This window comes from Nonomuraea fuscirosea, from assembly GCF_035917475.1.
Lineage (GTDB): Bacteria > Actinomycetota > Actinomycetes > Streptosporangiales > Streptosporangiaceae > Nonomuraea > Nonomuraea fuscirosea.
In genome coordinates, this window is the sequence record NZ_CP109074.1 from 7,444,978 (window position 1) to 7,471,001 (window position 26,024).

Here is a 26,024-nt window from a genome sequence, read left to right on the forward strand (position 1 = left end):
CATCCTTAGGCAACTGAAGTTGCAGAGTTGGTGTCCCTTCGCGCAGTTGCGAGCCCGTTCGCTCGTCTTCAGGTCGTGTCCCTCGTCGGGTGCGGTGATGTAGCGGTTCCGCCGGCGGCGGTCCTGGTCCGGTGGCGCAATCACTTCCGCCTTGACGAGTGCGGGCTTCCGTACGATCTCGCCGTAGGTCCGGGACCTGATGTGACGGTCATCCGTTCAGCGGAAGAGCAGGTCGTACGTGCGCGACCTGCAAGCCGCTTCCAGGTGCTGTCTCGACATCACGTCGTGCGATCTTGCGGGGGTTGACGACAGCCGGCATGTGCGGGCCCGTGGTAACAGAGCTGGGGTGGAAGGCTCGGCGCGGGCGAGTGAGCTGTCTGACGGGCCGCGCCACCTCCGCCAGGTCGTACGCCTCCAAGCCGGCGTCAATCGATCTTGGGGGTGGCGCGCATGCCGACGTACACGCAGGCCGTTCCGTCGGCCAGGGTGGAGAAGACCACGGGCATGTGGTCCTCGCTGAAGGACGGGCCCGCCCCCGTGGCCGCGAAGACGGTCTGGGTCACCGGGAGCAGCTCCATGTCCAGGGGCGGGGACATCTCCTTCATGTCGTCCACGAACTCGTAACGCATGCGCAGGCCGTCACCGTCGTCATCACCGGCGCCTCCGCCGTCGTGGCTGACGGTGATGACGACACCGGCGCGCCGGTAGGTGCCGAGCAGCGGGGTGACGTCCACGGTGGAGGGTTGGGCGGGCGGGCCGAAGGGAGCGGGCATGGCGACGCCGGCGAATTCGGCGAGCAGATCACGGAACAGGTCGGCGTACAGGAGGCGGGCGCTGCCGCCGTTGGTCAGCAGGACCAGGGCGAGGCCGGCGTGCGGGACGACGCGCAGGTAGGCGTACTGACCGATGGCGGCGCCGTCGTGGCCGTAACCGGGTATGCCGTTCCAGTCGTAGAGGGTCCAGCCAAGACCCCAGCCATCGGCGGAGACGGTCCACTTGTCGGGCACGTCGGTCTCGCGGTGCTGCATGGCGGCGACCGCCTCGGCCGACAGCACGGGGCCGCCGCCTGCCAGGTGCATGGCGGCCAGGCGGGCCATGTCGCCGGCGGAGGTGATGACGCGACCGGCGGGGCCGGCCGAGCGCGGCATGAGGTCCCAGGCGGGGGCCGGGTCGGGGTCGGTGCCGGGCTCACCCAGGTGGCTCATCGCGGCCGGGAAGCGCAGCGCCTCCTCCGGCAGCGTCATCGAACGCTCCAGGCCGAGCGGAGTGAACAGCAGATCCTTGAGGGCTTGGTCCCAGGTACGGCCGGTAAGGACCTCGATGAGGCGGCCCAGCACGATGTAGCCGAGCCCGCCGTAGGAGATCGCGGTGCCGGGCGGGCAGTCCAGCGGCACGTCCCGGGCGGCCTCGACGTAGCGGGCCAGGCAGTCGTCGCCGCGCCCGCCGTCGTAGTTGAAGTCGTTGGTGACGCCGCCGGTGTGCGACAGGAGCTGGCGGACGGTGATCGTCCGGGTGGCCACGGGGTCGGGGGTGGCGAACTCGGGCAGGACGTCGGCCACCCGGGTGTCCAGCGTCAGCCGGCCCTCGTCGATCAGCCGCATGACGACGGTGGCCGTGTAGACCTTGGCGATCGACCCGGCCAGGAACACCGAGTCGGTCGTCACCTCCACGCCGGTGCCTCGGTGCAGCACGCCGCTCGCCAGCTCGTGCACCCGCCCGTTGACCAGCACCGCCAGTGACGCGCCCGGCACGTGGTGCCGCCGGCGCAGCTCGTCGAGGCGCGCCTGCCAGCGGGCCAGGTCGAAGGTCCGCCCCTGCGAGCCGGCACTCCCCCAGTCGCCGTCCGCCGTCCAGCCACCCTGCTCGGTCCACTGCACGTTCGTCGCCATGCTTTCCTCCGGTACGTCGTTCCGCCGATGCGAACACTGTACGCACACCGGATCATCGTACGCAATTGCGCACGGCGACTACGGCCAAGATGATCGGCAGACCTGAAGCACCACCCGGCGGCGGTTCGACCGTGCGGTTCTGCGGTTCTGCGGTTCTGCGGTTCTGCGGCACGGCGGTACGGTCGTGCGGCCTGCCTCTGCCGGCGGACGTGTAACGCACACGCGTTCCCGGCGGACGTGTAGGGCAGACACGCGTTCTCGGCGCACGATCCTTCGGGTGCGCGTCTTCGCTACCAACTGACGGGATCGCCGTACGCATGAAGCGAACGGCGTACGCTACTCTGGGGCGTCCCCGACGAGGAGACCTGCATGCCAGCCGAGAAGCAGCCCATACCCTCGGTATGGGCCCGTCCGCGCCCCAAGCGGGAGCAGCCGTCGCTGAGCCGCGACCGGATCGTGTCTGAGGCCATCCAACTCCTGGACACCGAGGGCACCGACGCCCTGAGCATGCGCAGCCTCGGCGCCCGGCTCGGCGCCGGAGCCACGTCTCTCTATCGGCACGTGGCCAACAAGGACGAGCTGATCGAGCTGGTCGTGGACGAGATCTACGGCGAAGTACGAGTGCCCGCCGCCGACCCCGCACGCTGGCGGGCGGCCGTCACCGAATCCGCCCACAGCCTGCGCTCGATGGTGCTGCGTCACCCCTGGGTCGCCTCCGTGCTCGGCCAGGTCGGGCTCGCCTACCTCGGGCCCAACCTGATGCGACAGTCAGAGCGCATGCTCGCCCTGTTCAAAGCGGCGGGCTTCGCCGTCGACGAGGCCGATCAGGCCATGAAGCTGCTCATCGCCTATGTCATCGGGATGACCACCAGCGAGGCCGCCTACCTGTCGGTGCTCGCCCGCAGCGGCCAGAACGAACAGGACTGGCTCGAGAGCCTGCGACCGACCACCGAACAGGCCCTGCAGGACTACCCGCTTCTGCGCGACGGACGCGCTGCGGAGCAGACCAGGGATCCGGAGCAGATCCGCGCGGAGTCCTTCGTCTACGGCGTCGAGCGCATCCTGGACGGCTTGGAGACTAGGCTCGCCCGCCCGCCCGCCTGTTGAGACACGGCCGGAGGGCGACCCGACGGCATGGACGAGCCTGTCAACGGTTCGGCCCGATGACTGCCGGAGCCGGGGTCGGGTTCGTCGGGTCCGCTTGGGCGCGCAGGATCCGCCAGCACAGGTAGATGCAGACGCCCATCGCGGGCGCGCCCCCCAGCAGCGTGGCGGCGATGCCGAGCGATGTCACCTTCCCGGTCAGGTACAGAGGCACCAGCACCATCGTGGCGATGCCGTACTTCGCCAGGAAGACCGCCGTGCACACCTGATAACGCCGTCGCCGTGCAGGGTCTCGCCGCCAGCCGAACCGTTCACCGCGTGCCGCCCCCACCGCCAGCCCGATCATGGGCCACCGCACCAGAATGGATACCAGGAACACCGCACCCCCGGCCGCCTGCATGAACACGGCCGGAAGGTAGAAGTCGACTGCGCGCCCGGTACTCCCGGCCAGCACTGCGGAGGCCCCCACGACGAACAGCCCGACCCCTGCCTGCCAGTACTTTCTGTCGGTGAACACTCGAGCCGCGGCGAACCCCACCACGCCACCGACCGCCACCAGCGCGGAGGTCGACACCTGATCGGTCACCAGATAGGCGACCAGGAACAGCACCCGGGACGCGGCTCCTTCGACGACCGTCCGCCAACCGCCCACCGCGGCGAACAAGGACAACGACTTCTGGCTCAGTACGCTGAGACTCACGTGCCCGCCTTCGCCGCGGCAGGCGCGGAGAAGCTGATCCGGCGCATCGTGTCTTCGTACGCGTCGATCGCGTCGAGCAGGCCCAGCCGGCCGCGATCCGCCTCGACCAGGGCCTCGCAAAGGCGGTGCGCGTCCTGCATCGCCAAATTGCCGCCGAAACCCGGGGCCAGGTGGATGGCGTCACCGATGACCGTCACCGGGCCGGCGGGCCAGGCGGGGATCGGCGGGATCGTCCCGATGCGCAGTGCGACCGTGAGGTCCGGCCACGCCTCAGCGACGACCAACCGCAGGGCCGAGGGCAGGTCCACGATCACCTCCTGGGCTTGGCGCCACATCGCAGCCGGCGAACCGGCCGCGCCGAGCTGCTCCCGCGTGATCGGCAGAGCCCACATGGCGTAGTCCTCGACCGGGGCGACCGCGCTGAGGGGCAAGGCAGGCAGCCACCGCTGCCGCGCGGCCACCGGCGACTCGGTGAACCGCAGCACGCCCAGCACCATCATCGTGCCGTGCACCCGCACGCCGGCGGGGCTGTCGCCGATCAGCTCGGGCAGCCCGGTATCGGCGATCGCCCGCAGCGCGGTCGCGCCCATGAGCATGCGCCGCCCCGTATCGACCACCCGCGCGTGCGGCAGGTACTGACGGCGAACCGCCGAACCGATCCCGTCCGCGCCGACCAGCACGTCCGCCGTGTCCGTGCCGCCGTCGGCAAGCCACACCTGGACCGTGCCGTCGGCCCGCCGCTCGAACCGGGTGAACTCAGCCCCGGTTCGTACCACGTCCTCCAGCCCCGTCAGCAACACCGCACGCAGCAACGGACGATGAACCTGCCGCCCGGGCCGCGGCCGGCCCGCCACGCCGTCCGACGGCTGAGCGCCTGCGATGGTGAGCGCTCCATCCACCTCGGACAACGTCAACGTCCGCTCGCGCGGCCCGCCCATCGTGGCCTCGGCCATCGCGGCGTGCTCCGAAGGCAGGCACGCTCGCAGCGCCCTGGCGCCTCGGTCATCGACATGCAGGCTGACACCCTGCGCGCGTCCGCGCGCGCCGTCTCGCTCGTACACGACGGCATCGATCCCCGCCCGGCGTAAGCCCTGTGCCAGCGTCAACCCGCCCAGGCCGGCGCCGATCACGATCACCTTCATCGCGAAACCCTTTCTTCATCGTCGATGAAGTTCAAGCTACCGAGATCCGAGAGGGAAGTCCATCTACGATGAAGAACCTTCCGATAGACTCGTCCGGCCATGACAGAACACCGTTCCCCCGCTCGCCCAGGGCGCTGGCGAACAGGGGCGGAGAGCAAGCAGCGGATCTTGGACGCGGCACGCGCGCTGTTCCGCGAGCATGGCTACGGCGGCACCACGGTGCGCGCAGTCGCCGCCGCCGCTGGGGTTGATTCAGCGATGGTGTTCTACTTCTTCGGCAACAAACAGGGCCTGTTCGCCGCCGCTGTCGAGATGTCCGCCCAGCTCCCGCCGGCCATCGAATCGATCTTCGCCGACGGCCTCGACGGCATCGGTGAACGCATCATCCGGACACTCGTGGAGACCATCGACGCATCGGGCCGCACCCCGCTCGCGATGCTCACCCGTTCGGCCCGAACCGGCGACCAGTCCGAGACGCTGATCCGCGAATACATCGACCGAGAGATCACCAGCCGAGTGGCGGCACTGCTCGGCACACCGGACGCCACATTGCGGGCCGGCATGGTCAACGTCCAACTCCTGGGCCTCACCGTGGCGCGCTACATCGTACGGATCGAACCGATCGCGTCATCGTCCGTCGACGAACTGGTCAGCCGGTTCGGGCCGCTCGTGCAGCACTGCCTGACCGGACAGACCGCACCGCCCTGATTGACGCTCGCCGGCACGCCACCGAGCCGGAATCGTCCACCCAGCCTCGCCCACAGCCCACCCGACGAGCCTCCAACCAGCCGACCGATCCCGCGTCCGACCGCGACAGAGACACCTACTCGCGGAACGCCCTCTGAGAGGGCGTTTAGGCATGGTTGGTTGGCGTATGCCCAGCTCTGTAGGTGCAGCCTTTTGGGCTCTTTTCCCTGTACGTGTAGCTTTGTGTAGTCCTCATCGCTCATGCGAGCGACCATTTTGATGATGAAATGGCCTCAAATTCCGTCTGGTCTAGAAATGTGGTAGACGCTCCCGACTAGCCGAAGCCCACTATCGATCATATCTTTCGGGTAGAGGCTCCGCCATGAGCGAACGGAAGCCGTACCCCAGCGACATTTCCGACGCCCGCTGGGCCTTAATCGAGCCCACCTTGACCGCCTGGCGGCAGGCCAGACTCGACCGCCGGCCCACCGGCCAGCCAGCCTCGGTCGAACTACGGGACGTCTTCAATGCGATTCTCTATGTCAACCGCACGGGAATTGCCTGGAAATACCTACCGCACGACTTCCCGTCGTACAACACCGTGTACGCCTACTACGCGGCCTGGCGCGACGAAGGGATACTCGCCCAACTCAACTACGACCTGACCGGACTGGCCCGCGTCAAGGCCGGCCGCGAGCCCGAGCCGACTGCCTCCGTGATCGACACCCAGAGCGTCAAGACCTCCACCAACGTACCCCTGACCAGCCAGGGAACGGACGCCGCCAAGAAGATCATCGGCCGGAAGCGAGGCATCGTCACAGACGCGCTCGGCCTCCTACTCGCCGTCACCATCACCGCCGCAAGCCTCTCCGAAAACGCCATAGGAATACAACTGCTCAACACCGTCAAGGAGACCCACCCAACCATCACCAAAGCCTGGGTCGACACAGGATTCAAGAACGCCGCAGTCGAACACGGAGCCCGCCTCGGAATCGACGTGGAAGTCGTCAACAGAAACCCCGACGTCCGCGGCTTCCAAGTCGTTAAAAGACGCTGGGTAGTGGAACGCAGCCTCGGCTGGCTTATGTTAAGACGACGCCTGACCCGCGATTACGAAACCCTTCCCACCAGCTCCGAAGCCATGATCTACATCGCCTCGATCGACAACCTCACCAAACGCATAACGGACGAAACCACCCCAACCTGGCGAGGCACCTACTAGAACATAAGCCGCAATCTACTCAAATCAAATGCCCTCTGAGGGCTCCAGCCGGCTACGCAGAGCCGATCTGAGGTGTCGAGCAAATTCCGCTCTCGGACTTGGTGGCCCTGCGGTTCGGGTCGGGCGAGAACGGCCGCGGCGGGGCTGTGAACGGACACAAGAAACTGCTGGTGGGCGGACATAGACATGCTGTTCCACGGACAGAGGTTCTCCCGGTACACGGCCATGTAGTCCACGGTCCTGCGGACATCAGAGGCCGTCCTTTGCAAGCAAGGGGTCGGAACAGCCGGGGCCTCACGATCGCCTGGGAGTGGCTGGCATAGGGCGATGGTCGGGAGCGATCGGCGCCGCAGGGCCTCCTACGTCGGCCCCACGGCATCGGAGTACCCCTGTGACTCACTGAGACGCGAACGGATGTCGACAAGCTCGGCGTCCATGAGCACTCTCAGCAGGACTTCGTGCAGGCCTCCACTAAGCGGGAGGCCAGGCGCAGACGGACGCGCCGGCCGCCGCGGACCAGTCGTCCGGCCACGGCGAACAGCCGCAGGCGCAGACGTTTGGGCTCGTAGCTGCGGGCGGCGGTGCCGGACAGGGCGAGCAGTTGCATCCAGGCCGGCAGCTCGCAGGCCAGCGCGACGAGCCCGCACCAGATCTGATGGCGATCGAAGTGGTGCAGCGGCAGGTTGGCCAGGCCGGTGTCCTTGGCGCAGCGGATGCGGTCTTCGGTGGGGGCCCGGCGGCGATGGCGGAGTTCCAGGTCGGCGAGGCCACCTTGCTTGGTGTTGGTGACGAAGCAGGTGACGCGGCAGCCGTCGACGTCGGTGAAACGCAGCTGGGCGCCGGGGGTGCGGGCGTTCCTTGCGGGCGATGACCCGCATGCCCTTCGGCCAGCCGGTCAGGTCCAGCAGGCCGTCAGCTCGGCCACCCAGGCGCCGGGCCGGACTTGCCGGTCGGCGTCTAGGCGGGCGTCCAGGCACTCTTGGGCAGGCGTAGCACGGCCCGTAGCACGGCCTGCTGCACCTGCTCGGTCAGGGTGAATACGATCGAGTACGACAGCCGCCGCCCTGGTTTGGTCAGCCAGGTGAGGAACTCGTGCGTGCCGCCGCCGGAGTCGGTGCGGATCAGCACCTGACGCCGACGGTGCTGGGGCAGCTGGGCCAGGGCCGGGCGGGTGGCCTCGATGTGGTCGGCGGCGGTGTTGGAGCCGGCGTTGCCCGCCCTGAGCACGATGGCCAGGGGTTCACCGGAGCCGCCGGGGCCGTGGTCGGCGAAGACCGTCATCGGGTGGAAGCCGAAGGTGTGTTTCCAGGGGGGCGGCGTGTTGTTTGTCGGAGTGGGCGATGACGATGGTGGCGTCGATGTCGAGGGGGATCAGCTCACAGTCGCTGCCCGGTGCCGACGTTCCTGCCAGGTGCCGGGCGCGTTGGCGGGCGAGTGCCCGGGCGGCGCGCAGGGCCTTGAGCGTCTTGGCCTTGAGCGTCTTGGCGTCATCGCGGGCGAGCCGGTCGATCAGGCGGGAGACGGTGGGGTCGGAGGCGATGGGGTCGAACAGGTCGGGCCGGGCGCGCAGCATGGCGATGTCGGCCAGGCAGTCTCCGCCGAGTGCGACGGCGACGGCCAGGTCGGCCACGATCTTGCCGGGGTGATGCACCGCACGGGACCGGGCGCCATCGGCCCAGCTGGAGCGGTGGCGGCCGGTCCAGGCCGGTGACGTGCAGGGTCTTGAGCAGCAGCAGACTCCCGGCATGAGACAGCAGTCCGGTGCCGTCCGCGGAGGCGGTGATGGTGCGCTGGGAAGCGATAGTCTCCACGTGGAAAGTGCTTCTCGATCTGGCGTGGACAGGACTCTAGACAAGCCCCATCCTCCCATCTCGGAACAATGCCGGTGAGTTAAGGCATTTACGCTGGTGAAGGTGCCTTTCTCAAGAGTTTGATCTTGTAGCTGGCCTTGGTGGCGGTTGCGCAGTGTCACGCTTCTTGGTCGGGAAGGTGTTCTTGGCGGGCTTCTTGACGCGCTCGCATTGACGGTCACGACGACGTGGAAGCAGGTCGTCGAGAATGTCGCGGACAGCGTTGCGGCGGGCTTGGGCGGGTTCTGCTGATGCGCTAAGCGCGTGGTCGCGGGCGACGCGGACCGTCACAGTGAAGGAAACGCGGTCCGGGTCAATGCCGACGGCCAGGGCCGCTTCGCACTTCAGCGTGCACAGCGCTTGGTAGACGGCGAGCAGCGCGAACAGTTCTTGGCAGACGAGTTCGGGAAGCTTGGAGCGCAGGATGAACGCCGCTCCGCGGAGTCGGGTCTTGAGTTCGCCGTACCCGTTCTCGATCTCCCAGCGCTCGTGATAGACGGCTGCGATCTCGGCTGCGGGCGCTTGTTCGTGATCGAGAAGGGTGGTGACGAGCCGGAACGGTTCGGTCCTCGTGCGGCCGTCCGCTGTCTTGATCGTGACGGTGTATTCGACGATCCGGACGAGGTGGCCGTGCGGTGTCCCGTCCAAGGCTGCGGCCGCGTGCTCGGGCGATGCCGTGCCGCAGGTTCTCCCCCGGGGGTGGGCATGATGGACAGGAACGAACCGTCCGGCAGGATCTCGACCGCGGGGAACACCAGGTTCTTCTTGATCCGCCACAGCATGTCGGATCCGGTCGCGGTGACCATGCCCCACAGTTCGTGGCCAGCGAAGTTCCGGTCGGCCAGCAGGAGCATGCCCGCGTTAAGCGCGTGCAGGAGCCTGCGCGCGAGTTTGTGCTCGCTGGCCTTGGCGACACCGTCAAAGGCGGCATCGATCAGCGCGTGGGTGCCGCATTCGATCAGCGCCAGCAGCCGAACCTGTGGATTTCCGCCCTGTGTGACTCCGAACTCGGCCGCGTTCTCGGGGGTGTCGGCCGCATCCAGGCCGGTGCCGTCCCAAGCGACCAGGCGGAGCCCGAACGCGAAAGCACCCTTCGTGCCCGGGCCGGCCAGTGGCCCGCGCCGCAGATCGAACAGCAGCTCAAGGGGCTTGGACCCGAGCCGCTGCCTGGCCTTGGTCAGTGCCGAACTGGTCGGCAACGCCAGCCCATGCAGATGCCGTAGGCCGTTGGTGAGCCACCTCATCACCGACCGGTATCCCGGCGGTGCCGCGCTGTCTGCGCCGCTGAACAGGCATAACCCCAAAACGAAGTACACCACCGCCCGCGCGGGCAGCAACCGATGCCGCTTCTCGCCACAACCCGACAGTTCGACAACCTCATCGACGAACTCCGGCGGGATCTCCTCCGTCAAGACCCCGAGCCCGACCGAGCACATCGGCCGATCAGGAGCCTCCTCTACAGATGATCTGGGCGTGGCAAACTGAGCGAGCAACGAAGCTCCTCGGAAGGACAATAAAGCGATCTTGGTCGACCGCTGTCCTAGCGAGGGCTTCGTTGCTCAGGCGAGCCGACGCACATCCGTCACCGAATCGCGACGATCCGCGCTGAGGCCAGCTACGCCCAACACCAGCAAAAGCACTCGCTACCTGCGCAAATGCCTTAACTCACCGGCATTGCAGCTCGGAAGCACTTTTCTCATGTAGATGATCAACTCGCGCGAAATTCACCGCGGAAGCCCGAGGTTAGTATGATCGCGAAGGCGGCGCCTCTCAAGTGGGGTCCCATCAGAGTGCTGCCGGGCACTCCCCTGCGGAGCCTTGTACGTGGCGTGTCGAAGGATCTGAAGTTGCCCCAAGGCCAGGTAGTTAAGGTTTCTGGGCTGCTGGCAAGAGCGCCGGGGCGAGCGGCCCGGCAGTGTAGACACCCGGCCGGATTTTGCGGATGAGCTGGCTGTCGGCCCAGCGCGACAGCTGCCGATACATGGTGTTCAGGGCGACATCGCCGAGGTGATGGGCGATGTCGCGGGCCCTCCAGGAGCGGTTGGGGTCTTGGTGGAGGAGGGCCAGGACTTGTTGTTGTCTGCGGCGGTCGGCCGGGGCGATGGGCCGCTCGTCTCGGGACGCGGTGGGCAACGTGGGCGGGGGTGGCAGGAGGGTGATGTCGAGGTCGGTGATGGTGCGGCTGTGGTCGGGTCTGCCGTCGTCGAGGCGTTCGTTGTAGCGGGAGATGGGTGATTTGACCTTGCGGGTGCTGACACGCGGGCGGCGGGGTGGCAGCAGCGCGGCCAGGACACGGCGTCCGATGGTTCCGACCAGGCCGGTGGTGGTGCCTGGGTTGTCGCCGGGCCGGATCACCAGGTCGCGGGCCGCGTGCAGGGCGGTGGAGAAGCCGCAGCGGTCGGGGTCGGTCCCGGGCCGGGACTCGGCGGCGTCGACCATCGTCGTGCGTAGGAGCTGGTAGAGCGTGAGCACCGACCACATCTCCTGTTCCAGGCCGGCGGGGTCGCCTGAGCGCAGGATCCGTCCTTGCATGATGGTGTGGCGGAGTGCGTAGTAGGCCGACTCGTGTTCCCATCGCTGGTGGTAGAGCTTGATCAGGGCGGCGGCCGGGTAGCGGCGGGCGTCGGTCAAGGTGGTGGCCAGACGGTAGGTGCCGGTGAAGGTGGTGCCGTCGGTGCAGGTCACGGTCACGCGGGCCTCGATGATGCGGATCTTCAGGTTACCGAGCATCGAGAGGTAGGAGCCGTCGGTGAGGGTGGCCAGGACGGGGGTGCGCCGGTTGCTGCGCAGCCGGCCGAGCACCTGGGCGCCGGTGGCGCTGACCTGGGCGAGGAAGGCGTTGCTGTCGAAGCCCTTGTCCCATAACACGAGCATGTCGGGCGTCAGCAGGTGCAGCAGGCGCCGGGCATAGCCGGTCTCGCCTTCGCTGGTGGGGCCGAAGACCGCGCCGATCAGGGCCCGCGTTCCGGTCTCTGCGAGCGTCATCAGTTCCAGCAGTGGGTAGCCGCCGTGGCCGGGGCTGCCCAGCCAGGCCCGGTTACGGATGGTGTCGGGGGCCTTGAGCGAGCTGCAGCCGTCGAAGGAGACGGTGCGGTAGGCCCCGAACCGTGCTCCGGGCGTCGTGCGCTGGGCCAATGGTCCGCTCAGCACTTCGAACAGGCGCTGCATCGGTGCGCCGCCGACTCTGCGGCGCAGGTCTCGCAGGGCTTTGGCGGTGGGGGTCACGACAGGCAGGGCGGTCAGCGAGGCCGTCAGTTTCTGCCAGACCAGCAGGTAGCCGACCTCGGGGAACAGGCACATCGCCAGCAGGAAGTAGACCCCGACACGCGAGGGCAGCGCGCGCAGACGACGCTGCACGCTGCGTGTCTCATCAAGGACCGCATCGACGAGCTCGAACGGCACGAGCCCGGTCAGCTCACCCAAATGCCCGGGAGCGAACAATCGCCCGGCTGCCGAGCGGGACGAAGAGTCCGTCTCGACAGCGCGGGAAACAGCAGAGCTGGCATACTCGGCAATCAACGGAGATCCAGTTCTTCGACGGCTGGTTGTGGAAGATCACCGTTCTACTGGATCTCCGTCCTCATGTCCTGAGAACCCACGCCCTTGACGGCACCACAGAAGCCTTAACTACCTGGCCTTGGGCCAACTCCAGATCACCCGTCGATCTGGTGGCAGGAGCGGGACAGGCTGTCGCGCGGCGCCATGTGGGTGCGCCGTCGGTCGCTGGCGAGGAGCTCTGGCAGACCATAGTCCCGATCATCACGGACAACGGTATGACCTCAGAGGGCATTTGATTTGAGTAGATTGCGGCTTATGTTCTAGTAGGTGCCTCGCCAGGTTGGGGTGGTTTCGTCCGTTATGCGTTTGGTGAGGTTGTCGATCGAGGCGATGTAGATCATGGCTTCGGAGCTGGTGGGAAGGGTTTCGTAATCGCGGGTCAGGCGTCGTCTTAACATAAGCCAGCCGAGGCTGCGTTCCACTACCCAGCGTCTTTTAACGACTTGGAAGCCGCGGACGTCGGGGTTTCTGTTGACGACTTCCACGTCGATTCCGAGGCGGGCTCCGTGTTCGACTGCGGCGTTCTTGAATCCTGTGTCGACCCAGGCTTTGGTGATGGTTGGGTGGGTCTCCTTGACGGTGTTGAGCAGTTGTATTCCTATGGCGTTTTCGGAGAGGCTTGCGGCGGTGACGGTGACGGCGAGTAGGAGGCCGAGCGCGTCTGTGACGATGCCTCGCTTCCGGCCGATGATCTTCTTGGCGGCGTCCGTTCCCTGGCTGGTCAGGGGTACGTTGGTGGAGGTCTTGACGCTCTGGGTGTCGATCACGGAGGCAGTCGGCTCGGGCTCGCGGCCGGCCTTGACGCGGGCCAGTCCGGTCAGGTCGTAGTTGAGTTGGGCGAGTATCCCTTCGTCGCGCCAGGCCGCGTAGTAGGCGTACACGGTGTTGTACGACGGGAAGTCGTGCGGTAGGTATTTCCAGGCAATTCCCGTGCGGTTGACATAGAGAATCGCATTGAAGACGTCCCGTAGTTCGACCGAGGCTGGCTGGCCGGTGGGCCGGCGGTCGAGTCTGGCCTGCCGCCAGGCGGTCAAGGTGGGCTCGATTAAGGCCCAGCGGGCGTCGGAAATGTCGCTGGGGTACGGCTTCCGTTCGCTCATGGCGGAGCCTCTACCCGAAAGATATGATCGATAGTGGGCTTCGGCTAGTCGGGAGCGTCTACCACATTTCTAGACCAGACGGAATTTGAGGCCATTTCATCATCAAAATGGTCGCTCGCATGAGCGATGAGGACTACACAAAGCTACACGTACAGGGAAAAGAGCCCAAAAGGCTGCACCTACAGAGCTGGGCATACGCCAACCAACCATGCCTAAACGCCCTCTCAGAGGGCATTTGATTTGAGTAGATTGCGGCTTATGTTCTAGTAGGTGCCTCGCCAGGTTGGGGTGGTTTCGTCCGTTATGCGTTTGGTGAGGTTGTCGATCGAGGCGATGTAGATCATGGCTTCGGAGCTGGCCTCGGGTATTCAGCCGAGAGGGCGGCTGTGCTTGAAACATGAGAAAAGGTGCCCCTGACCTGCAAGGATTCGGGTGTCGACGCCATATCCAGTGCAGAAGCAGGTGCACCTTTCTGGTGAACGAGCGTACCGGTTGGGATCGCCGGTTGTCTGTCACAGCCGATGGAAAAGGGCTGGTGGGTCATGCCGGAGTGGTGCTGCTGCATAGGCTCGCCGATCGGGTCGGACTGACCGCAGAGCTGGGCGGGGTGTGGCCGAACGGGCAAAGCGCGACCTGGCGCGACCGCGCTCACGTCCTGATCACCCTGGCGACAGCGATCGCGTGCGGCGCGCGGAACCTGCTGGAGGCCGAACGGCTGCAAGCCCACCAGGCGACACTGTTCGGGACGGCACCGTCGGACTCCACCACCCACCGCACCCTGGCCGGACTGGACGAGCCGATGCTCGCCCACATCGCCAAGATGCGGGCGAGAGTACGCCGCCGCGTCTGGCAACTGCTGCACCTGCGCCCGGGCGGCTTCCCCTGGCTGACGGTGGCCGGCAAACGACTGCGCGGCTGGATCGTCATCGACATCGACGCCACCATCATCACCTCGGCCTCGGGCAAGCACGGGGCAGCGGTGACGTTCAAAAAGACGTACGGCTTTCACCCGCTGGCCTGCTGGTGCGCCAACACCCAAGAAGCGCTTGCGATGCTGCTGCGCCCTGGTAACGCGGGCAGTAACACCGTCGCCGACCACCTGCGCGTCCTCACCGACGCACTCGCCCAGATCCCCAACTCATGCCAGGCCAAGATCCTCGTGCGGGTCGACGGCGCGGGCGCCACCCACGACCTGCTCCTCCATCTGGAAGGGCTGAACACCGCCCGCCGCACGGTCCGCTACCTGGTCGGCTGGATGATCACCGATGTCGACGAGCAGGCCATCGCCCGACTACCCGCCACCGCCTGGACCGACTCCCTGCGCCAGGACGGCGACCTCCAACCCGGCTACCACGTCGCCGAACTCACCGGCCTCAGCCAACGCACCGGCTGGCCAAAGGGCATGCGACTGCTGGTCCGCCGGGTCCGCCCCTCAGCCCGGCACCGCAAAAACCTCACCGCCTTGGAGAGGCGGACCGGCTGGAAGTACTCCATCGTCGCCACCAACATCGGCCGCATGTGGGGCATCGCCGGCTCCCACCACCCGCAATGGCTCGATGCCCTGGCCCGCGCCCACGCCGTGGTCGAAGACCGCGTCCGCGCCGACAAGGCGATGGGCCTGCGCAACCTGCCCAGCAAGAACTGGACCGTCAACTCCGGCTGGATGCTGGCCGCCAACCTCGGCCACGACCTGGACTGCTGGCTACGCCTGCTCACCCTGCACGACCAAGACGATCTGGCCCGCGCCGAACCCGGCACCATGCGCTACCGGCTCTACCACCTGCCCGCCCGCCTGGCCGCCCACGCCCGCCGCCGCCACCTACGCCTCGAACGCACCTGGCCCTGGGCCCAGGCATTCGTCCTGGCCTGGCAGCGGCTCACCGACCTACCCGCTCTCGCCTGAGAGCCGGACCCGACCACGACGATCCAGGAAGGAGCCTCATCCGGGCCCGTGGAACCCGGCGCCCCCGCAGCGTCATGCGATGGCCCGCCCCAACCGCACCGGGGACATTACGGGCGAACCGCAGAGCCGCTCACACAACTCAGCCCACTGAAGAATCGAGGCTGGTGGGAAGGGTTTCGTAATCGCGGGTCAGGCGTCGTCTTAACATAAGCCAGCCGAGGCTGCGTTCCACTACCCAGCGTCTTTTAACGACTTGGAAGCCGCGGACGTCGGGGTTTCTGTTGACGACTTCCACGTCGATTCCGAGGCGGGCTCCGTGTTCGACTGCGGCGTTCTTGAATCCTGTGTCGACCCAGGCTTTGGTGATGGTTGGGTGGGTCTCCTTGACGGTGTTGAGCAGTTGTATTCCTATGGCGTTTTCGGAGAGGCTTGCGGCGGTGACGGTGACGGCGAGTAGGAGGCCGAGCGCGTCTGTGACGATGCCTCGCTTCCGGCCGATGATCTTCTTGGCGGCGTCCGTTCCCTGGCTGGTCAGGGGTACGTTGGTGGAGGTCTTGACGCTCTGGGTGTCGATCACGGAGGCAGTCGGCTCGGGCTCGCGGCCGGCCTTGACGCGGGCCAGTCCGGTCAGGTCGTAGTTGAGTTGGGCGAGTATCCCTTCGTCGCGCCAGGCCGCGTAGTAGGCGTACACGGTGTTGTACGACGGGAAGTCGTGCGGTAGGTATTTCCAGGCAATTCCCGTGCGGTTGACATAGAGAATCGCATTGAAGACGTCCCGTAGTTCGACCGAGGCTGGCTGGCCGGTGGGCCGGCGGTCGAGTCTGGCCTGCCGCCAGGCGGTCAAGGTGGGCTCGATTAAGGCCCAGCGGGCGTCGGAAATGTCGCTGGGGTACGGCTTCCGTTCGCTCATGGCGGAGCCTCTACCCGAAAGATATGATCGATAGTGGGCTTCGGCTAGTCGGGAGCGTCTACCACATTTCTAGACCAGACGGAATTTGAGGCCATTTCATCATCAAAATGGTCGCTCGCATGAGCGATGAGGACTACACAAAGCTACACGTACAGGGAAAAGAGCCCAAAAGGCTGCACCTACAGAGCTGGGCATACGCCAACCAACCATGCCTAAACGCCCTCTCAGGAGGCGATCCGGGACGCTTTGCCGCTGTAAACCCCTGAAGACGGTGTTCGGTTCACTAAGTACTGCGACAGCAGTGCCGTACAGCAACACCGTTTCATGCTCTTACACCTCACCGGCACGCATCTAACGCCTGACCAGGACAGAATGTTGTCATGAGATGTTGCCTGTCTCTACGGATTAGACGGTGCTGAACAGCAGAGCGCCAGCGATGAGCCGGGGAGAACCGATCGTCCACGAACGTCGCGTGGCCTAGCCTGGAAGGCTTTGCTACGCGAGGGAGGACGAGGGTGGATATCAGATCGCTCGGGGAGCTTCAGCGGCCCGACAAACTGCATTGCTGTTCTCGCCGCTGGGTCTGGGGGAAGCTGACCGCTGAGGATGCTGCAGCGTTCCAGCAAGAGGTCATTGGACGGATCGACCTGACAGATTCTGTGCCTGACCTGGTGCGTAGGAGCTTCGAACGAGTGCGGGCGGCTCACAGCTACGGGGTGCTCAACTACGAGTTCTTCACCCTTGCCCATGATCATGCACAGTTGGTGTTGGATTACGCGCTGCGGGAACGCTTCGTCGAGTTCTACAGCGGCGTGGCGACCTTTATGGACCAGAGCGGCACCGAGCAACGCCTCACGTTCTCCACGTTCGACGAGCTTCATCGTCAATTGCGCGAACGTGGCCGTCCTCGCGGGCAGCGGCGATGGCGACTCCAGGTGCGCCGAACGTCACAAACCATGGTCTTTGATGGGATGCTAACTGCCCTCCTGGAATGGGCGTGCGCCCACAGCATGATGCGTAGGCGTTTCGTCTTGTCTGCTCCCGGGGCGTGGAGGCCGCACGGCAAACGCAGTGAGGATGGCTTCACTCTGCAGGCCGGCTTGTGGATGGCGGTGGCGTCTGCGGAGCAGGTCTCTGTTCGAAGGCGTTCGAGACCCCGGGCAGGCTTTTCGCCCTTCTGATCACTGAACTGTAGTCCGCGCCGGGCTCCATGGTGACGAGAAACGACTCGTTCATGTCTTTGATCCCTACGCCCGTCATTTGAGGAGCGAATTTGCGGAATCTGGCGAGTGCGGCGGCCTCGTCCTCGAAGGTGACGCTCACGACCCCTGGTAGTTCGCCCAAAGTTCGCTCGACGTCGGCCTTTTGCTGCTCGGTGATCGCTGTGCCCCTGCCCGGCGGGTCGGCCATGATGCCTCCGCACGCGGGCCATGGAGCGTCCTCCTTGCACAGAAAGACCCTGATTCCCGGCTCTTTCGAGCTCATCAGAACGAACTGGTGCAGGCTCGACGCCCTGACGTCGTGATCCGTTGCGGCACTGTGATCCGGTGACGGGGTACCGCCGGGTGCCAGTGCGACCGCGGCCACGATGCCGGCGAGGGCGACAGGTGCGGCCACGGCCACAAGCCGCAACCGGAGGGAGAAGCCACGACGGCGACGGGTGGCGAAGGCGCGCGCGAGGTCGGCTTCGCGGCGGCGCCGGTAGGCGTCCTCAGTGTTGGGGCGCAAGGAGGTGATCAGGCCGTTGAGGTCGTTCATGACTGCTCCAGGAACGTGGGCTGGGTGAGGTTGAGCGCGTCGGTGAGACGGCGACGGGCGCGGTGCAGTCGTACGTTGAAGGTGCGAGCCGAGCAACCGGCGATCTTCGCGGCCTCGTCCGGGGTGAGCCCGTACCAGCTGGCCAGCAGCACCGCCTCGGCATCGAGCTCGGATAGCTCCGCGAGCGCTGTGAGCGCTGCCTGCCGCTCGGCCACCTGCTCGGCGACGTCGTCGGCAGGGGCAAGTTCGGCGAGCCGCGCGACCAGGTTGTGCCTGCGCGCAGAGGTGCGGCGTTGCGTCCGTACCAAGTTGCGTGCCACGCCGAGCAGCCACGGCAGCGGCGGCTCCGGTAGGCGGCTGAGTTTTCGCCACGCGATCACAAAGGTCTCGCTGGTGATGTCCTCGGCCGTCTCCTGATCGGCTCGCAGCAGCACGTAGCTGAGCACGTTGCGGTAGTGCTCCTCATACAGCGCGGTGAGTCGCGCTTGTGAATCGTCCACACCTGGTAATGACCTCAACAGCCCCTTGATTACCTGTCCGGGGAGAAATGATCTCTAGAATCCCCCCTCAACGTTCTTGGTATGTGTGCTCTCAGCTGTGCTACCGGGCCAGGCGCACGTCCCCCGACACGTGATACGCCCCGTGGTCACAGTGGTGATCACGGGGTCGCTTCCGTCTTATCTACTTCGTCAACAGGGTCCTGACGTTGGGAGGCGAGGTTCGCTGGCTTCGGACTAAGCCCTGATTGACGCCATAGGACGTGTACTGACCTCTTTGCCAGAAGCGGTCAGCTCGAACTCGGCGCCAGTCTCGGAGAGGTCCTCATCCAGCACGGTGACCACCAGGTCACGCGCCATCTCCTCGGCTTGCTCCAGGCGCTTCACCTGGGTGTGGTAGCTCCGCCTGAGGCCGGGTCCGGAGACGGTTAAGCCCACCACCCATCACTCCTGCCCGCGGTGATGGTGTAAGTCCGGCTCGACATGTTGACCGGACTACGGAGCTGGCCCTCCGCGTGTCGAGGACAGCCATAGGGAAGGCGCCGATAGGAAGCCACGCGACCCAAGAGGAGGGATTCGCGTGGCGCTACCGGACGAGCCGGACCGAGACGTCGGCATCATCGAGCTCCCGAGCTGGGGCCGCGTCGTCGCGACCGGCGGTGTCGTGCCGTACGAAGTTCTCGACGACGACGGCCAGCCGATCGAGCCGATCCGGCAGCGTACGCAGCTACGCCTACGACTTACTCCGCTGGTGGCGCTGGCTGCGTGCCATCGACATCGAGTGGGACCGAGCAACCTCGGCCGAGGTTCGCGACCTGGTGCTCTGGCTGCAACAAGCAACCAAGCAGCGCCGGACAGCGCGGACAACGTCGGCCGCCACAGCGGGGACGATCAACCCGATCACGCGCAAGCTGCACCCGGGCGACCGGTATCAGCCGCGGACGATCCTGCATAGCAACGCCGTCCTACGCGCCTCCTACGAGTTCTGGATCGAGCGCGGCGCTGGGCCGCTGGTCAACCCAGTGCCTTTGCAACGCCGCGGCGGGCAACGGCCGAACGCGCACCACAATCCGCTGCAACCGTTCCGGCCCGAAGGGCGGCTGCGCTACAACCCGCCCGCGCCCAAGCGCCGGCCGCGGGCAATGTCCGACCAGCAGTGAAAGAACTTCTTCGAGGCGTTGGGCTCGGACCGCGACACACCGGCGTCCGGATCGAAGAGCTGCTGGAGCTGACGCACCTCGCCCTGATCTCCTACCGGCTGCCCGACACCGGCGAAGTCATTCCGCTGCTCCAGATCGTGCCGTCGAAGAGCAACGAGAAACGTCTCCTGCTCGTCGTTCCCGAGCTGGCCAGCGTGCTCGCCTCGGTGATCAGCCGGATCAGAGACGAGTCCGGCCGCGTTCCGCTCGCCGCGCGCTACGACCCACACGCGCGACTGACCGGCCCGCAGCTACCTCACCTGTTCCAGCGCAAAGTGGGCTGGCGCCGGGAAATCATCAGCACCAAAGTGCTCTACACCCTGCTCAACGACACCATCCAGCGGGCAGGACTCACCGACCGCGCTGGCCAGCCGCTGCGCTACACGCCGCATGACTTCCGCAGAATGTTCGTCACGGACGCCGTCACCGGAGGACTCCCGGTCCACATCGCCGCGAAGATCCTCGGCCACCACAACATCAACACCACGCAGGCGTATCTCGCGGTCTTCCAAGGCGAATTGATCAACAGCTATCGCGCCTTCCTCGACACCCGCCGTTCCGTCCGCCCGGCGGCGGAATACCGCGAGCCCACGGAAGACGAGTGGCAGGAGTTCCAGCAGCACTTCGAGCTGCGCAAGGTCGAGCTCGGAACCTGTGGTCGCCCCTACGGCACACCCTGCGCCCACGAACACGCCCCGTTGACTGAACGAACCACGGAGATTGTGCAGTTCAGAGCACGGGTTCGGTTCTTGGGCAGTACGGTCTGCGGTCATGATGGACGAGCGTCTTCCCGGGCGGGATCTATCGAGATTGGTGGTCGCTCGATCGGGTCGGCTGATGGAGACCGGCGACCGGTACGAGCCCTATCGATTGATCGACGCCGGTGGCGTGCCCGTGGAGCCGGCCGCGGTCTTCTTCCAGGAGCTGCTGGCGGCCGGGAAGGCGGCGGCAACCGTTCGCTCCTATGGCATGGATCTGCTGCGGTGGTGGCGGTTCCTGCACGCCGTCGACGTGGCCTGGGATCGGGCGACGCGTGTGGAGGCGCGGGACTTCAGCTGCTGGATCCAAGGCTCGGTCAAGCCCAGGGCGACTGCTGGGGCGCGGCGATCGGCGCGGGTCGCGGGAACTCCGAATCCGGTGACCGGGAAGCCGACGTTAGGACCGGGCTATGCCCCTTCGACCGTCGTTCACAGCGAGACGGTGCTGCGGCGGTTTTACGATCTGCATCGCGATGCAGGCTCCGGGCCGCTGCTCAACCCGTTTCCGCTGGACCTGGCGTGTCGCTCCGGCCGCGTGCACGCGCACCACAACCCGATGGACGCCTGGGTGCCGGAGAAGACGGGTCGCTACAGGCCCAGCGTCCCACGGCGCATCCCGCGCTCGATCCCGGACGAATGGTTCAACACGCTGTTCGCTGCGCTGCCGTCGAACCGAGACCGGGCCCTGATCGCGTTCTGGGTCTCCAGCGGGGTCCGGGCCTCGGAGTTGATCGGCATCCGCCAGTGCGATGTCGATCCGGGCCAGCAGCTGATCAGCGTTGTCCGAAAGGGCTCCCGGGCCCGGCAGCAGGTGCCGGCGTCGGCGGACGCGTTCGTGTGGCTACGGCTCTACCAGCAGGAAATGCACGGGCTGATACCGCGGGGCAAGGCGCAGCCGGTGTGGTGGACCCTGCGGCGTCCGGTCCGGCCGCTGACCTATCACGGCGCCCACCGCATGTTCGAGCGGGTCAACGCCACTTTCGGCGCGGACTGGACTTTGCACGACCTTCGACATTCCGCCGCCGGCCGAATGGTTCGCGATCCGCAGTTGACGTTGACCGATGTGCAGTGGGTCCTGGGCCATGCTCACCTGACCACCACCGAGGTCTACCTCGCCCCGGGTCAGGACGAGGTCGTCGCCCAGGTGCTGGCCCATCACGCCCGCCAGAGCGGCCGGAACGCCGAACCCGTGCCGCCGCCTCCGGCGCCGGGCTACGATCCCGAGGCGCTGGACGTCCTGTTCGGGCGGTCGTCATGACCATCACCAAGAAGCACTCGACGCGTCAGCCGCTACAGGCCGCGAACGCGACCGCCGAGCAGGCTCGGGCGCGGAACAGCGTGCTGCGGGAGCGGTTCCCGTCTCGGGCTGCCGAAGTGTGGTGGCCAGCGACTGGAGAATCGGCTGAGGACGTGCTGCGCCGGCTCACCACGGCGCCGTTTCTGCCGGTGGCCAAGGCCACCCGGGCCGGTCGTCGGCGCGGAGTGATGAAGGTGTTGGACTGGCTGTCGAGCCTGCCGGGAGACAGTTGGCAGGAGCGGTGGACCGTCAGCGGCGCCGAAGACCTTCCCGGCGTGGATTGGACGCAGCTCCCGCTGCGTTTCCTGAACTCGCAGGCCGGGCCGCAGGCGTCGTACGTCAGCACCGACCTGTCGACCGGGCTGCTCGTGCTGGTCGGCGGTGATGTGATTCGTCCCAGCCTGCCGTGGATGCTCACTTGAACCCATCGGCATCTGGCCACGATCATGGCCGAGGCCCGCGACCCCGACGGGTTCGGCCAACTGGCGCACATGGCCGCCGCGCAGCCGCATTCCAGCAAGGACGCCCAGATCGCCGCGACCCGGATCGCGAGCATCCTGGCCTGCAAGGGCGGGCTGATCCGGGACATCACCGTCGGAGACTGCGTGGAACTGTTCGACACCCAACGCCGGGTCCACGTCCGCGGCGGTCAGCACAAGGTCGACTTCTACCTGCGGCTGCGGACGATGGGCGTCTTCTCCGACGACGCCCCGGCCACGATCCGGGCGTTCGGCCAGGCCCTGGGCCAGCTGAGCATCGAAGAGCTCGTGGACCGCTATCCGATCCGGTGCCGCCCGATTCGGGACCTGCTGGTGGAATACCTTCGCGAGCGGCAGCCGTCGCTGGACTTCGCCAGCTTGGACGCGGTCTCACGGACTCTGGCGGGGCTGTTCTGGGCGCGGATCGAAGCGCTCTCACCGGGCATCGACACGTTGCTGTTACCACCGACGCTGGCCCGCGCCTGGAAGGAAGACTTGAGCACCAAGCGGCGCACCACCACCGGTCCCGACGGGGCCGCGATCGAGATCACTAGCCCCCGGCTGAATGCCAAGGACGAGTTGATGCGGGCCCGGGCGTTCTACCTCGACCTCGCCCACTGGGCCGCGGAGGAACCGGGTCGCTGGGGACCGTGGGTGGTTCGCTGCCCGATCAGCGACGACGAGATCCGCAAGGTCAAGGAACGCAAGCACCGCAAGGCACGGATGGATCAGCGCACCCGAGAGCGTCTTCCCGTGCTTCCCGTCCTGGTCAACACTGCCAACCGTCGCAGGCTCACGGCCGCCGAGCTGCTCCGGTCCGCACAGGCCACCGAGCCCGGGGCGGTGATCCCTGGCACCGAGGGATTGCTGCGCCGAGCCGTCACGACTAAGGCCGCAGGGCACCTCACCTGGGCCGAGGAGACCTTCACCGGGCGTCGACGGAACCTGTCCTTCGAGGAGGAAGAAGCATTCTGGGCGTTCGCCGCCGTCGAGGTTCTGCGCCTGACCGGCATCCGCAACGAGGAACTCCTGGAGCTGAGTCACCACAGCATCACCGAATACCGGCTGCCGACGACCGGGGAGGTCGTGCCGCTGCTACAGATCGCCCCTTCGAAGACCGACACCGAGCGGCTCTTGCTGGTCAGCCCAGAACTGGCGGACGTCTTGTCCTCCGTCGTCCGCCGACTGCGCGGCTCGGCTGGAGCAATCCCGCTGGCGCCGTTCTACGACGTCCGCGAGAAGGTCTGGAACCCGCCGATGCCACTGCTGTTCCAGCGGCAGATCGGCACCGAGCATCGGGCCTTCACCCCTACATTCCTGCGCACGCTGCTGATCGGCGCGATCGCGTGCACCGGGCTCACCGACGCCAGCGGCACACCACTCACGATCTCTCCGCACGACTTCAGGAGAATCTTCGTCACCGACGCCATCATGAACGGCCTGCCGCCGCACATCGCCCAAGTGATCTGCGGCCACAAGAACATTGATACGACGATGGGCTACAAGGCCGTCTACCCGGCCGAGACGATCGAGGCACACAGGGCGTTCATCGCCCGCCGCCGGGCCACCCGTCCCAGCGAAGAATACCGGACCCCCACTGACGAGGAGTGGGACGCCTTCCTGGCGCACTTCGAGAAGCGCAAGGTGTCGGTCGGTACCTGCGGCCGCGCATTCTCAACCCCTTGTGTTCATGAGCACGCTTGTGTCAGATGTTCACTCCTCAGGCCAGACCCTGCGCAACGCCCCCGCCTCGAGGAGATCCGGGACAACCTCATCGCCCGCATCGCCGAGGCCGAACGTGAAGGCTGGCTCGGCGAGGTCGAAGGGCTCCGCGTCAGCCTCGCCGGCGCCGAGGACAAGCTCGTCCAGCTCAACGCCCGGCACGACCGCAGCTCACCGACGGTGTTCCTCGGAACACCGTCTCCCGATCAGATCCGTGCTCGTGATGTTGACGCTTCCGATCCTGCCGACTGCCAGGAATGATGGCGCGGTGACCAACATCGGCGACGACCATGTGAAGCTCCACTTCCGAATGGAGGTGGACGAGGACGGCTGGCCGCCCGCAAGCGTCGAAAGCCTGTGGGCGGTGGACCTGGGCGATGGAACCGTCCGCCTCGACAACACCCCGTGGTTCGTCCGAGGAGTCGCGAGCGACGACATCATCAGAGTGCAGGTCGACGAGGACGGCCTGTGGTGGGCCGGAGAGACGGTTCGGGCATCGAACAACTGCACCATTCGGCTAATCGTGCTGAAGGACGGTGGGTCAGAGGCTGCACGGCAGACCGTGCTGGAGACCTTTCATCGACTCGGCACCACGGGCGAGGGTATCGAGCAGTTCAGGATGGTCGCGCTGGATGTCCCACCGTCCGCGGACCTTCGCCGGATCCGCAAGCTGCTGGAACACGGCGAGGCCAAGGGATGGTGGCACTGGGAAGAAGGGTGCGTCACCGCCGGGTGGCATGCCACGGACCCAGACTGAGGTCACCTCCGCAAGTTCAGAGAAGCTTGTGTCAGATGCTCGCTCCTCCGACCTGACCCGGCCCAACGGGCACGGCTTGCCGAGATCCGCGACAACTTGATCGCCCGAATCACCGAAGCTGAACAGGAGGGATGGCTCGGTGAGATCGAAGGACTCCAAGTCAGCCTCGCCAGCGCAGAGGAGAAGCTCGCCCAGCTCGATGCAGAGCAAGTCCGTCAACGCCAAGTGGTTGATCTCGGCATGCCCCGCTTCAGCCAGATCGCGACACGAATCAGTACGGCAAGAGGACCTTCAAGTTAGCCGAGCTCATCCACGCGGATGATCTACACCACCCCGACCCAGGCCACGGGCCACGCTCTACGGGCGGCGGGCCAGCAAATGGGTGTCGAGGAAGCCCCGCTCGGGCGCTGGGTCGTGGAGCAACCGAGCAACCGTGACGAGTCCGGCCCCGGTCAGCAACTCGGCAAACTGCTCCGCCGGCCAGCTATAGGCGGGCGCCACCTTGTGGTCGAAGCGGACCGGCTCCGGTCCCTCGGTCCCGAAGAAGGACACCAGGAGCAGGCCCCCTGACGTCAGGACACGCACCTGTTCGGCGAGCAGCGCGGGCAATTCTCCAGGTGGGGTATGGATCATCGAGTAGTGGGCCAGCACTCCGCCGAGCGCGCCGTCCTCGATCGGCAGGGCCTCCATTCGCGCTTCGTCGAACCGCAGCGTCGGATGGGCCCGCCGGGCGTGGGCGACCATAGCCGGGGAGAGGTCGAGCCCGAAGGAGTCCAGCCCCAAGTCGTGCAGCATGGCTGTCAGATGCCCGGGTCCGCACCCGACGTCGGCTGCACGCAGGTTCCCCGTGCCACGCACGAGCTCGGCGAAGGTGCCGATCATGTTCCGCGCGAACGGCTGCGTCTCCAACCGATTAGCAAACATCGACGCGTACAGCTCGACGACCCCGTCGTAGGCCGCCCTGGTCTCGTCCTGGTGTTTTAACACGGGAAGGAAACTAACACCCGCGCCATTCGCACCCGTTCTCCGGCCCCACACCGGATCTCCCCTTCAGGACTGATCGTCCCGTCACCTGATCACAGGGCACACTCTCGTTGGTTCAGAGAAGCCTGCGTTCGCTGTCCCATGCTGCGCGTTGAGCCAGCACAACGCCGCCGCCTCGAACAGATCACCGAAACCTGCGTGACCGTATCGACGAAGCCCGCATCAACGGCTGGCTCGGCGAAGTCCAAGGACTACAGATCAGTCTCGACGCCGCCGGCCGCAAGCTCGCCGCCCTCGATCGGCTCGCCCGCAGGCAGCCGTCCTCGCCCGTGTCTCTGGGTATGCCGATCATTTCCGGAGAGCGCCGATGACCTGCAAAAGCGGCGCAGCCCACGAATTGATCTTAGTAGTTCAGAAAAAATGCTGCTGGCCTGGTGGAACTCACCGCCAGACCCGTTCGCGCCCGCGGTCGCGAGGTCGAGATCGAACACCTTCACGCGCACCTGCC

Annotated in this window: 21 protein-coding genes and 5 pseudogenes; 11 read left to right on the forward strand and 15 right to left on the reverse strand. The window is 66.3% G+C overall.

The features are described 5' to 3' along the window. Positions 1–425: 425 nt before the first annotated feature. Positions 426–1,889: a serine hydrolase domain-containing protein gene (locus tag OIE67_RS33865; RefSeq protein WP_326628158.1), complete on the reverse strand. Its 1,464-nt coding sequence runs from the start codon at positions 1,887–1,889 to the stop codon at positions 426–428. A 369-nt stretch (positions 1,890–2,258) separates the two neighbouring features. On the opposite strand from OIE67_RS33865, the gene OIE67_RS33870 reads away from it, so the two are divergent. Then, positions 2,259–2,996: a TetR/AcrR family transcriptional regulator gene (locus tag OIE67_RS33870; protein WP_326628160.1), complete on the forward strand. Its 738-nt coding sequence runs from the start codon at positions 2,259–2,261 to the stop codon at positions 2,994–2,996. 40 nt (positions 2,997–3,036) lie between these two features. Here OIE67_RS33870 and OIE67_RS33875 read toward each other — a convergent pair whose 3' ends face one another. Both OIE67_RS33875 and OIE67_RS33880 read right to left on the reverse strand, forming a co-directional pair. After that, positions 3,037–3,693: a DUF3159 domain-containing protein gene (locus tag OIE67_RS33875; protein WP_326628163.1), complete on the reverse strand. Its 657-nt coding sequence runs from the start codon at positions 3,691–3,693 to the stop codon at positions 3,037–3,039. After that, positions 3,690–4,835: an FAD-dependent oxidoreductase gene (locus OIE67_RS33880; protein ID WP_326628165.1), complete on the reverse strand. Its 1,146-nt coding sequence runs from the start codon at positions 4,833–4,835 to the stop codon at positions 3,690–3,692. The genes OIE67_RS33875 and OIE67_RS33880 overlap by 4 nt, the downstream gene beginning before the upstream one ends. A 168-nt stretch (positions 4,836–5,003) precedes the next feature. Between OIE67_RS33880 and OIE67_RS33885 the strand changes: the two genes are divergently transcribed. Both OIE67_RS33885 and OIE67_RS33890 read left to right on the forward strand, forming a co-directional pair. Continuing rightward, the gene (locus tag OIE67_RS33885) at positions 5,004–5,543 is read left to right on the forward strand and encodes a TetR/AcrR family transcriptional regulator (RefSeq protein ID WP_326628167.1); all 540 of its coding nucleotides are present in this window, start codon (positions 5,004–5,006) and stop codon (positions 5,541–5,543) included. Positions 5,544–5,904: 361 nt separating this feature from the next. Further along, on the forward strand, positions 5,905–6,744 hold the full coding sequence (locus OIE67_RS33890) for an IS5 family transposase (RefSeq protein WP_326628169.1): 840 nt from the start codon (positions 5,905–5,907) through the stop codon (positions 6,742–6,744). A gap of 478 nt (positions 6,745–7,222) precedes the next feature. Here OIE67_RS33890 and OIE67_RS33895 read toward each other — a convergent pair. The 6 genes and pseudogenes from OIE67_RS33895 to OIE67_RS33920 form a co-directional block, all read right to left on the reverse strand. Continuing rightward, positions 7,223–8,555, reverse strand: a pseudogene (locus OIE67_RS33895) (IS1380 family transposase); the annotation flags it as partial. A 111-nt stretch (positions 8,556–8,666) separates the two neighbouring features. Beyond that, positions 8,667–9,242 carry a transposase gene (locus OIE67_RS33900; protein ID WP_326628171.1) on the reverse strand — a complete coding sequence of 192 codons (576 nt, stop codon included), beginning with the start codon at positions 9,240–9,242 and terminating at the stop codon, positions 8,667–8,669. A 44-nt stretch (positions 9,243–9,286) separates the two neighbouring features. Continuing rightward, positions 9,287–10,030 (reverse strand): annotated as a pseudogene (locus OIE67_RS55595) (IS4 family transposase); the annotation flags it as partial. 430 nt (positions 10,031–10,460) lie between these two features. Then, positions 10,461–12,113, reverse strand: a complete 1,653-nt coding sequence (locus tag OIE67_RS33910; protein ID WP_326628174.1) for an IS4 family transposase — start codon at positions 12,111–12,113, stop codon at positions 10,461–10,463. A 299-nt stretch (positions 12,114–12,412) separates the two neighbouring features. Next, positions 12,413–13,252: an IS5 family transposase gene (locus OIE67_RS33915; RefSeq protein WP_326628177.1), complete on the reverse strand. Its 840-nt coding sequence runs from the start codon at positions 13,250–13,252 to the stop codon at positions 12,413–12,415. A 263-nt stretch (positions 13,253–13,515) separates the two neighbouring features. Next, positions 13,516–13,608: pseudogene (locus OIE67_RS33920) on the reverse strand (IS5/IS1182 family transposase); the annotation flags it as partial. A 197-nt stretch (positions 13,609–13,805) separates the two neighbouring features. Here OIE67_RS33920 and OIE67_RS33925 point away from each other — a divergent pair. Then, positions 13,806–15,155, forward strand: a complete 1,350-nt coding sequence (locus OIE67_RS33925; protein WP_326628179.1) for an IS1380 family transposase — start codon at positions 13,806–13,808, stop codon at positions 15,153–15,155. A 145-nt stretch (positions 15,156–15,300) separates the two neighbouring features. Here OIE67_RS33925 and OIE67_RS33930 read toward each other — a convergent pair. After that, positions 15,301–16,065: pseudogene (locus tag OIE67_RS33930) on the reverse strand (IS5 family transposase); the annotation flags it as partial. Between the two features lie 515 nt (positions 16,066–16,580). Here OIE67_RS33930 and OIE67_RS33935 point away from each other — a divergent pair. Further along, positions 16,581–17,246 (forward strand): hypothetical protein, encoded by a 666-nt coding sequence (locus OIE67_RS33935; protein ID WP_326628181.1) that lies wholly within the window; start codon positions 16,581–16,583, stop codon positions 17,244–17,246. Here the strand turns inward: OIE67_RS33935 and OIE67_RS33940 are convergent. The 3 genes from OIE67_RS33940 to OIE67_RS33950 form a co-directional block, all read right to left on the reverse strand. Next, positions 17,149–17,823, reverse strand: coding sequence for a permease-like cell division protein FtsX (locus OIE67_RS33940; protein WP_326628183.1), 675 nt, complete (start codon positions 17,821–17,823; stop codon positions 17,149–17,151). The two genes, OIE67_RS33935 and OIE67_RS33940, sit on opposite strands and share 98 nt — an antisense overlap. Then, the gene (locus OIE67_RS33945; protein ID WP_326628185.1) at positions 17,820–18,323 is read right to left on the reverse strand and encodes an RNA polymerase sigma factor; all 504 of its coding nucleotides are present in this window, start codon (positions 18,321–18,323) and stop codon (positions 17,820–17,822) included. Before OIE67_RS33945 ends, OIE67_RS33940 begins: the two co-directional genes overlap by 4 nt. Before the next feature lie 234 nt (positions 18,324–18,557). Further along, positions 18,558–18,707, reverse strand: coding sequence for a hypothetical protein (locus tag OIE67_RS33950; protein WP_326628187.1), 150 nt, complete (start codon positions 18,705–18,707; stop codon positions 18,558–18,560). 272 nt (positions 18,708–18,979) lie between these two features. On the opposite strand from OIE67_RS33950, the gene OIE67_RS33955 reads away from it, so the two are divergent. The 6 genes and pseudogenes from OIE67_RS33955 to OIE67_RS33980 all read left to right on the forward strand — a co-directional run bounded on the left by OIE67_RS33955 (position 18,980) and on the right by OIE67_RS33980 (position 24,532). Beyond that, positions 18,980–19,480, forward strand: a complete 501-nt coding sequence (locus OIE67_RS33955; protein ID WP_326628190.1) for a site-specific integrase — start codon at positions 18,980–18,982, stop codon at positions 19,478–19,480. Continuing rightward, positions 19,477–19,968 (forward strand): annotated as a pseudogene (locus OIE67_RS33960) (site-specific integrase); the annotation flags it as partial. The gene OIE67_RS33955 and the pseudogene OIE67_RS33960, both read left to right, overlap by 4 nt. A 322-nt stretch (positions 19,969–20,290) precedes the next feature. Continuing rightward, entirely contained in the window at positions 20,291–21,535 is a 1,245-nt protein-coding gene (locus OIE67_RS33965) for a tyrosine-type recombinase/integrase (protein ID WP_326628192.1), read from the forward strand. Next, the gene (locus OIE67_RS33970; protein ID WP_326645827.1) at positions 21,532–21,996 is read left to right on the forward strand and encodes a hypothetical protein; all 465 of its coding nucleotides are present in this window, start codon (positions 21,532–21,534) and stop codon (positions 21,994–21,996) included. The genes OIE67_RS33965 and OIE67_RS33970 overlap by 4 nt, the downstream gene beginning before the upstream one ends. A gap of 24 nt (positions 21,997–22,020) precedes the next feature. Continuing rightward, complete coding sequence (locus tag OIE67_RS33975; RefSeq protein WP_326628194.1) at positions 22,021–24,036, forward strand: site-specific integrase; 2,016 nt, start codon at positions 22,021–22,023, stop codon at positions 24,034–24,036. 7 nt (positions 24,037–24,043) lie between these two features. Continuing rightward, the gene (locus OIE67_RS33980; RefSeq protein WP_326628196.1) at positions 24,044–24,532 is read left to right on the forward strand and encodes a DUF4265 domain-containing protein; all 489 of its coding nucleotides are present in this window, start codon (positions 24,044–24,046) and stop codon (positions 24,530–24,532) included. A gap of 357 nt (positions 24,533–24,889) precedes the next feature. On the opposite strand, the gene OIE67_RS33985 is transcribed toward OIE67_RS33980, so the two are convergent. Both OIE67_RS33985 and OIE67_RS33990 read right to left on the reverse strand, forming a co-directional pair. Continuing rightward, a complete protein-coding gene (locus tag OIE67_RS33985) occupies positions 24,890–25,519 on the reverse strand; it encodes a class I SAM-dependent methyltransferase (RefSeq protein WP_326628198.1) in 630 nt (209 codons plus the stop codon). 248 nt (positions 25,520–25,767) lie between these two features. Beyond that, a complete protein-coding gene (locus tag OIE67_RS33990; RefSeq protein WP_326628200.1) occupies positions 25,768–26,013 on the reverse strand; it encodes a hypothetical protein in 246 nt (81 codons plus the stop codon). Positions 26,014–26,024: the final 11 nt, after the last annotated feature.

Bases quoted from the DNA above. Each gene is read 5' to 3' on its own strand.
- OIE67_RS33880 (WP_326628165.1), bottom strand. From the start codon at position 4,835: ATGAAGGTGATCGTGATCGGCGCCGGCCTGGGCGGGTTGACGCTGGCA.
- OIE67_RS33970 (WP_326645827.1), top strand. From the start codon at position 21,532: ATGACCATCACCAAGAAGCACTCGACGCGTCAGCCGCTACAGGCCGCG.
- OIE67_RS33870 (WP_326628160.1), top strand. From the start codon at position 2,259: ATGCCAGCCGAGAAGCAGCCCATACCCTCGGTATGGGCCCGTCCGCGC.
- OIE67_RS33965 (WP_326628192.1), top strand. From the start codon at position 20,291: ATGATGGACGAGCGTCTTCCCGGGCGGGATCTATCGAGATTGGTGGTC.
- OIE67_RS33975 (WP_326628194.1), top strand. From the start codon at position 22,021: ATGGCCGAGGCCCGCGACCCCGACGGGTTCGGCCAACTGGCGCACATG.
- OIE67_RS33915 (WP_326628177.1), bottom strand. From the start codon at position 13,252: ATGAGCGAACGGAAGCCGTACCCCAGCGACATTTCCGACGCCCGCTGG.
- OIE67_RS33940 (WP_326628183.1), bottom strand. From the start codon at position 17,823: ATGAACGACCTCAACGGCCTGATCACCTCCTTGCGCCCCAACACTGAG.
- OIE67_RS33890 (WP_326628169.1), top strand. From the start codon at position 5,905: ATGAGCGAACGGAAGCCGTACCCCAGCGACATTTCCGACGCCCGCTGG.
- OIE67_RS33865 (WP_326628158.1), bottom strand. From the start codon at position 1,889: ATGGCGACGAACGTGCAGTGGACCGAGCAGGGTGGCTGGACGGCGGAC.